Here is a 7,407-nt window from a genome sequence, read left to right as displayed (position 1 = left end):
GGGCCGGGCCGCGCGGGCCCGCCCTGGTCCGGGGCCGGCGCGCCCGGGAGCACCGACGCCGCCGCGCCCGCCGTGGTGCCCGGGAGGCGCAGCTGCTCCAGCCCGGCCTCCTGGAGGCGTCCGATGGCGTCGTACAGGTACAGCCCGTCCCGGAGCACGGTGCGGCTGGTGATCGGCCAGTGCAGTACGGGCCCGAGGCCCAGGTCCGCCGCGATGCTGTAGGCGAGGGTGGACTTGCCGACGCCCGGCTTCCCGGTGATCAGCAGCGGCCTGCGCAGGTGCAGGGCCGTGTTGACCACGTCCTTCTCCCGCTCGTCGGGTACGTAGCCCTCGCCGCGCCGCCGGGTGCGTTCCCACGCGGGTCCCTCGCACCCGGGCGGCGCGTAGCGGGTGTCGGGCGTACCGGTGAAGTCCCGCCAGGGGGGCGGGGATCCGGCTTCGAGACGGGCGCACCGGTCCGCGCCCGCGCCGGTCCCGTGGTACAGCCACCAGTCCTTCGCCACTGCCTCTGCCTCCATCGTCGGTGTCGCCGCCTGTCGGTGGTCGGGGAGGGGAACGGACCCGGAGGGGCCCCCGGCGGGGGCCTGCGCCGGGCTCAGGTCAGGGAGCGCAGGCCCGGCATGTCGTCGGGATCGTCCCACAGCAGCACCAACCGGTCTCCCCCCGCGGCCCGTTGCCGGGCGTGCGGGGCGCCCGGGACCGCGCCGGCGGCCGCCCGGCGCACCTCCCGCACCCGCGCGGGCAACCCGAGTACGTCCAGTGCGCCGGGGTCGGGGCCGCCTCCGGGGCCGGCCGGGGCGAGCAGGTCCAGCAGTGCGGGGTCGGGCACGCCGCCGCCGCGCTGCCACACCGCCACCGGGACGCCCCCCTCCAGTACCGCCTCCAGCAGCCCGTCGGAGGGTCCGCTCGCGGTGTGGGCCAGGACGCACGCGGGGGCCGGCCCGGCCGCCAGTTCCATGCCGAGGGCGTCGGTGACCTCGCCGTCGCGCACCACCCGGACGGCTTCGGGGTGCCGGCCGCCCCGGGCGCACAGCCAGCGCCACGCGGTGCGCCACTCCGTCCGCGCGCCGGCCCGTTCCTGCGGGCACCGGACCACCACCTGGTACAGCAGGCCGAGCGCCCGGACCCGGCCGCCGGGCCCGCGCGGGACCGGCCACCGGTCGAAATCGGCCTCCAGCAGCTCGTACGGCACGTGGAACTCGATCCGGTCCACCGCGCCGTACGACGGCTGCCCCGCGCCGTCGTCGAGCGGCCCCGACCCCTCGCCGATCAGGTCGAGTTGCCGCAGCAGCTCTCCGCGTACGGCGTCCAGCCGGACGGGGCCGTGCTCCGACTCCCAGACGTGGTCGGTCCGCTCGCCCCGCAGCCAGATGCGGGCCAGGAACCCGTCCCCACCGCCCGGCGGCGTCTCCAGCCGTACGTGCACGACCGTCCTGCGCGGAGCGGGCGGGGGCGGCGGCAGCACGGGCAGTGCGAGCCGGTCCCTCGTCTCCCCCACCCAGTCCCGCAAGCGGAGCGCCCACGCCGTGTGGCCCGCCTCGGCGGCCCGGTCCGCGAGGCACCGTACGAAGGGCACCGCGAGGGGCATCCCGGACCGGCCGCCCTGGCGTTCGTCGAGGTCCTGGACCACCTCCAGGAGGGTGTCCCCGGGCAGGCCGGCGCCCACCGGTGCGGCGCAGCCCGCCGCCGTGAACGCCCAGGCGTAGGCCTCGTGGGCGCCGCGCGGCGGTTCGCGGCCCTCGAAGAGCGCGCCGAGTTCGTCCCAGGCCCGCTGGTCGAGGCGGGACGGCGCGGGAGCGGCGGGGCCGGGCAGGCCGTCGTCCAGGAAGGAGCAGGAGTCCCAGTCCCGGTCCACCACGAACTGCGGCAGCTGCCATCCGTCGCCCCGCTCGCGCAGTTCCTGGAAGGTGCGGTGGATGCTGCGGGCGGCGCCGGCGAGCTCGCTGACGCCCTCCCGTACGGACCTCTCCCCGAGTTCGCCGAGCAGCGCCTCGGTGAACCGGCCGGCGCCCCGCTCGGCGTCGTTGCGCGCGGCCTCGCCCTCGCGGGAGGCGTACAGCCGGAACTGGCGGCGCCCCGGTACGGAGTTCCCGCCGCCGTAGTCCATGGCGCCGAAGTTCCACCGGCTGTCACGCGGCGCGTCGACCCGGCAGGAGTCCACGAGGGCGGCCTGGAGCGGGAACCGGCGCCGCGTGACGAGGTCGGTGCGCCAGAAGCGCAGCGCGGAATCGAGGTTGAGGTGGCGGATCTGGCCGGGACGCGCGTCGGCGCAGGGCAGCATCAGCTCCTGCCGGGGGCCGAGGTAGCCGTGCCCGGCCCAGAAGATCCAGAGCAGGTCCCCGTCGCACTGCGGCAGTTCGTCGAGCAGCGCGGACTTGACGTTCTCCTCGGTCGCCGGCCGGTACGCCGTCCGCAGCGCGGCCATGGCCGGGGAGTCGGGCCACCGCAGCGTGTCCGGTTCGTCGAGCGGGGACAGCAGCAGCCGTACGTTGCCGGGCGGCACCTCGCCGGGGCCGGTCAGCCACCGGGCGAAGCGCAGGGCGTCGCGGGCCGGGCCGCGCAGGTTCCACCGGCGGCTGATGTCGTACCGCTCGACGCCGGCGACGAGCGCGAAGGTCCGTGCCGGTCCGAGGCCGGGGGGCAGGAGTCCGGGGGGCAGCAGGCCGGGGGAAGTCACCCGATCTCCGCTTCGGCCACCGCCTCCTCGATCCGCCGGTAGAGGGAGGCCTGTTTCCAGTACGCGCTGTGGCAGGCCGGAAAGGGCTGCCGGCTGGAGACCTCGTGGTCGCTGATCCGCTCGTCCCCGGGAAAGACGGGTGCTGCGAGGTAGGCGAGGACGTCCTGGCGGTCGTACACGTTGAGCCAGCGCGGGAAGCCGGGCGGGAGCTTCGCGCCGGGAGCGAGCGCGGTCAGCGCGCCGAGCTCGTGGAGGAAGGGGGCCTGGGAGCCGACGGTGACGAGCAGGGCCGCCCCGGGGACGGGCTCGCCCCGGGCGGCGGCGAGGGCCAGCAGGTCGAACAGGGCGATCCCGCCGAGGCTGTGGCCGATGAGGACGGTCGGCCCGGGTTCGGCGGTGATCCGGGCCTGGAGGAATTCCCGCAGGTCGCCGCCCCGGGCCTGGTAGCGCAGGATGTCGCCGAGCGCGGGGGTGGCGCCGGCCGTGAGGGAGCCGCGCCAGGCGTTGAGCAGGGGCTGCGTGGTGACCCGTTGGGCGAGCCTGCCCAGGACGGCCGCCGCCCGCGCGCCGGGGACCCGGGCGTCGCCGCCGAGGCGGCTGACGAGCAGTTCGACGAGCCGGTCCCGCTCGGCGCCGGTGCAGTCGGCGTCGGCGCCCGCGTCGGCGAGGGCGGCGGCGGTCACGGCGCGGGCCAGGGCGGTGGCCAGCTCGCGCGCCTGCGGCTCCCCGGTGGCGCGCTCCCCGGCGCGGTCCGCCTCCGCGGAGCGGGCGGTGGAGTCGAGGGCGGCCGGGAAGCCGGCCGCGAGGCCGGTCCCGTGCAGCAGGGCGGCGAGCTCGGCGTCGGACCCGTCGGGCACGGGCGGCAGTGCGGCCAGCAGGCCGAGCACGCGGGCGCCGGCGGAGCGGACGCCGGGCATCGCGAAGGCGTCACCGTACGGGTCGTCGTAGGCGTCGAGGCAGCCGTCCGCGGAGCCGTCCCGGTCGCCCGCGCCCGGTCCGGGCGGCGCCTCCTCCCAGCCCGCCTCCGCCAGGACCCGTAACTCGCACAGCGGATCGGCGACCAGCAGGGCCCACTCCGCCGTCTCGGCATCCACCGGGTCCGTGCGCGGGCGCATGCCCGGTACGGACCGGCCCCCGGCGCCGAGGGTCGCGCCGAACCGGCCGCCCCAGTAGCAGGAGTCGACGTCCGCCCCGGGGAAGCGGGCCGCGAGCCGCTCGCGGACCAGCGCGAAGAGCGTGTCGTGGCGGTCGCGCCGCACGCCCGTACCGTGGACAAAGAGAAAACGCATCGGCGACACCGTCCCCCTCGTGCAGTCGTCCCCGCCCGGCACCCTAGCGCCGCGCGGCCGACCGGGGGGCCGGAACGCCGAGTTCAGCGCCCCTCGGCCACCGGCCCCGGCTCGTCGCGCAGCTCGTCGGCGGTGTCCGCCGCCGCCTGCGCCGCCCGGGCCCGGCGGGTGACGACCACCCCGGCCGCGAGAGCGCTGCCGGCGAAGGCCAGGCCGAGGGTCCACGGCTGGTCGAAGGTGTGGCCGGTGGCGTGGTCCAGGGCGTACCGGCCCGCCCCGGCGAGGCCGATCGCGGCCGCGGTGAACCCGAGGAAGGCGGGGTACTCGAAGCCGCCGCCCTGCGCGAAGAAGCCTGCGGGGGCGTGCACGGCCACCGCGCCCGCCATCGCCCCGGCCGCCGCGGCCCCAGCGGCCGGCGTGGCCAGCCCGAGGATCAGCAGCGCCCCGCCGCCGGCCTCGCCCATGCCGGCGGCGACCGCGCTCGGGCGCCCGGGCCGGTAGCCCATCTGCTCCATCGCGGCCGCCGTCTTCTCCAGTCCCGCCCCGCCGAACCATCCGAAGAGCTTCTGCGTACCGTGCGCCATCAGCACCGCCCCGGTACCGGTCCGCAGGGCGAGCAGGGCGAGGTCACGTCGGTTGATGCGGGTCATCGAGGTCTCCCGGTGGGTGGGCCCGGCACGCGGCCGGCGCGGAGCGGTCCGCTCATACGTAACCGGTCCGCGCGCCGCGGCCCCTCGGCCGCCGCAAGATCCGCCGGACGGGGCACCGCCGGGCGACCGGTCGGGCGACGCGGCGGGCGGCGGGACGGGCGACGCGCGGGGCGACCGGTCGGGCGATGGGGCCGCGGAGGGGCGGGCGACCGGGCGGGCGATGCGGCGGCGGGGCCCGTACGGCGACGTTCGGGGAGGGCCGCCCCCGGCCCGTACGGCGAAGGCCGCCCTCCGCGGTGGCGCGGGGGCGGCCTTCGCCGGGGGCGTGGTCCGGGTGTCAGTAGGTCGGACGCCTGAAGTAGTCGCCGGCCTTGACCAGGCCGACGACGATCCAGATGCCGAGGCCGAGGCCCATCGCGGCCATCACCAGGCCGAAGACCGAGGTCCCCAGCGGGGCCTGGGTCTCGCCGCCGAGGACGGCGAGGTTGGCGAGGAGGCTGAAACCGCCGCCGAGGGCCTGCAGCGAGCCGTACACGATGCCCGAGACGCGGACCCCGCCGCGGCCCTTGCTCATCTTGGCGGCCGTCAGGATGGGCCACAGGGCCACGCCGATGAGCAGGATGCCCACGACGACGAGCATGCCGGCCACGACCGATCCCACGTCCTCCGCCGTGGAGCGGGAGGAGTCCGAGAAGGCCGAGGCGAAGAGCGCGCCGCCGACGGCGACGATCAGACCGCCCAGGACCTGCAGGCCGCCCAGGATGAAGAGGATGACGCGGGCGGCCTTCGCGCCGCCGGGCATCTCGGCCCCGGCGCCCGGGTGTCCGGGGCCGGGGTGGCCCGGGTAGCCCGGGGGGCCACCGGGATAACCGGGGTAGCCGGCCGGCGCGCCCGGGTAACCCTGCTGCTGCGGGTACGCGTAGCCGCCCTGCGGCGGGACGCCCTGCGGGGCCTGCTGCGGGTATCCGTAGCCGGGCGGGCCCTGCGGGGGCTGCTGCCCGTAGGGGTTGTTCGGGTCGCCGAAGCTCATCTCGGGGTGTTCCTCCGTGGCGGTGCGGGGACGCGGGGCAGCACGCCCGGATGGCTGCGTGATCGCGGCCCGCCCCCGGTGCTGCCAGCGGCACTCTTGCCCGCATCGTCGTCCGACCGGCCGCGCCTTGTCCAGTTGGCCACCCCGGCCTCCCGAGTTGTGAGAACGGACACGTGGGCCGTCCGGAACCGGGCCCGGCGCACCCTCATCGAACAGGTGGGTCATCGGCGCGGGCGGGGCGGGAGTGCGACATGTTCGGCAGGTACCACGGGCGGGCGGTACGGGTCCTCCTGCTCGTCGGCGTCTGCGCGCTGCTCGCCGGGGGCGCGGCGTACCTCTGGGAGCTGCGCGGCTACGTCGCCCACCTCTCCGACGGGGACGCGCAGGCGGGTGTCTACCAGCAGGACCCGGAGCGCGCCGACCGGACCGCGTCCGCCGTGCTGGACGGCCTGGTCCGTGAGGACCCGGAACCGGCCACGGACTCCAAGGCCTTCGGCGCGGGCGGGGCCCCCGCCGACTGGCGGTCCGGCGGCTGGCAGCCCTCCGACCCGCTGGAGGCCCGGCCCGCCCCGGCCGAGCCCGCGACCGGCGCGCTGTTCTCCCCCGGCGTCGACGCGGACTCCGACCACCACTGCTCGGGCGTCGTGGTCCACTCCGCCGGCGGCGACCTCATGGCCACCGCCGCCCACTGCGTGTACCGGGCCGGCTTCCGCACGAACCTCGCCTTCGTGCCCGGCTACCGCGAGGGGGTCGCCCCGTACGGCGTCTGGGTGCCGACCCGGATCGACGTGGACCCCCGCTGGATCGAGGACCAGGACCCCGACCACGACATCGCCTTCGTCCGGCTGCGCCGGCCCGGGTATCCCGGGCAGCGGCTGGAGGACGTCACCGGGGCCGCGACCATCGCCTTCCGCCCCGAACTGCCCCGGCCGGCACGGGTGGTGGGCTACCCCAACGCCGCCGAGGAGCCGGTGGACTGCCGCAGCACCGCCCGCGCGGCGGGGCCGACGCAGCTGCGCCTGGACTGCGCGGACGTACCGAACGGCAGCAGCGGCGGGCCGGTCCTGACCGACGGCCGCACCCTGATCGGGGTGGTCGGCGGCCGCGACGGGGGCGGCGACGAACAGACCTCGTACAGCGTCTACTTCGGCGACGACGTCCGCGCCCTGTACGAACGCGCCGCCAAGGGCCCGAACGCCGCCGTGTCCGCACCACGCCAGGGCCGGGTACCCGGCGCCGGCTAACGGGCAACCGCCGGCGGCACCGAAAGCGAACGACCCCGCGACCCGGCCGGGACTCGTGTCCGCCCCGGGCCCGGCCGGGACCGCTTCACGGGCTCGGCGGCGCCTCGTGGTGCGGCGGGTAGGCGGCCGTCGCGGGTTCGTCCCGCTCCACCACGGTCACCCGCCTGCCTGCTCTGCGGGTGGTGCGACCACCGCATTCCCAGCGGGGCTGCCGGAGTGGACCCGGGCCCGTGCGAATCCCAGTACTGGCCAGTTGCGAGCTGCCGAGCAAGCTCTCCACCGACGCAACCCCCAGGGTGATCACTTGCACTGTCCACATAAGCGGTGACAGCGTGCTCGGAGCGTTCGATGCTGTTCCGATGCTTGCAGACCGCGGCGTCGAGGCCGGGCAGCCGCCTTGGTATCTGCGCCGCAGGTGGTGGCCGTTGACGGCTGGGGGATGATCGCGCGGATCCCGCGTCCTCGTTGGTGGGATCAGATTGCACGGGAGGAGTAGGCCCGGTCCGCGAGCAGGGTC

5 protein-coding genes and 1 pseudogene are annotated in these 7,407 nt (G+C 76.9%); 1 reads left to right on the top strand and 5 read right to left on the bottom strand.

Translation table 11 applies throughout. From position 1 onward, the window contains the following. The 5 genes and pseudogenes from ACFWUQ_RS24665 to ACFWUQ_RS24645 form a co-directional block, all read right to left on the bottom strand. Nucleotides 1-518: pseudogene (locus ACFWUQ_RS24665) on the bottom strand (MoxR family ATPase); the annotation flags it as partial. Nucleotides 519-595: 77 nt separating this feature from the next. After that, nucleotides 596-2,677 carry a hypothetical protein gene (locus ACFWUQ_RS24660; protein WP_384541849.1) on the bottom strand — a complete coding sequence of 694 codons (2,082 nt, stop codon included), beginning with the start codon at nucleotides 2,675-2,677 and terminating at the stop codon, nucleotides 596-598. Continuing rightward, entirely contained in the window at nucleotides 2,674-3,966 is a 1,293-nt protein-coding gene (locus ACFWUQ_RS24655; protein ID WP_384541846.1) for a hypothetical protein, read from the bottom strand. Before ACFWUQ_RS24655 ends, ACFWUQ_RS24660 begins: the two co-directional genes overlap by 4 nt. An 83-nt stretch (nucleotides 3,967-4,049) precedes the next feature. Beyond that, nucleotides 4,050-4,616: a DoxX family membrane protein gene (locus ACFWUQ_RS24650; RefSeq protein ID WP_384541843.1), complete on the bottom strand. Its 567-nt coding sequence runs from the start codon at nucleotides 4,614-4,616 to the stop codon at nucleotides 4,050-4,052. 337 nt (nucleotides 4,617-4,953) lie between these two features. Then, nucleotides 4,954-5,646 carry a hypothetical protein gene (locus ACFWUQ_RS24645; protein WP_384541840.1) on the bottom strand — a complete coding sequence of 231 codons (693 nt, stop codon included), beginning with the start codon at nucleotides 5,644-5,646 and terminating at the stop codon, nucleotides 4,954-4,956. Nucleotides 5,647-5,897: 251 nt separating this feature from the next. Here ACFWUQ_RS24645 and ACFWUQ_RS24640 point away from each other — a divergent pair, with 251 nt between their 5' ends. Next, nucleotides 5,898-6,890: a trypsin-like serine peptidase gene (locus ACFWUQ_RS24640; RefSeq protein ID WP_384541838.1), complete on the top strand. Its 993-nt coding sequence runs from the start codon at nucleotides 5,898-5,900 to the stop codon at nucleotides 6,888-6,890. The last annotated feature ends 517 nt before the right edge of the window (nucleotides 6,891-7,407 follow it).

This window comes from Streptomyces sp. NPDC058662 (genome assembly GCF_042716255.1).
Classification (GTDB): Bacteria; Actinomycetota; Actinomycetes; order Streptomycetales; family Streptomycetaceae; genus Streptomyces.
Note: the sequence above shows the minus strand (reverse complement) of the source record. Positions and strands in the feature narration are given on the sequence as shown.

Bases quoted from the DNA above. Each gene is read 5' to 3' on its own strand.
- ACFWUQ_RS24645 (WP_384541840.1), bottom strand. From the start codon at position 5,646: ATGAGCTTCGGCGACCCGAACAACCCCTACGGGCAGCAGCCCCCGCAG.
- ACFWUQ_RS24655 (WP_384541846.1), bottom strand. From the start codon at position 3,966: ATGCGTTTTCTCTTTGTCCACGGTACGGGCGTGCGGCGCGACCGCCAC.
- ACFWUQ_RS24640 (WP_384541838.1), top strand. From the start codon at position 5,898: ATGTTCGGCAGGTACCACGGGCGGGCGGTACGGGTCCTCCTGCTCGTC.
- ACFWUQ_RS24650 (WP_384541843.1), bottom strand. From the start codon at position 4,616: ATGACCCGCATCAACCGACGTGACCTCGCCCTGCTCGCCCTGCGGACC.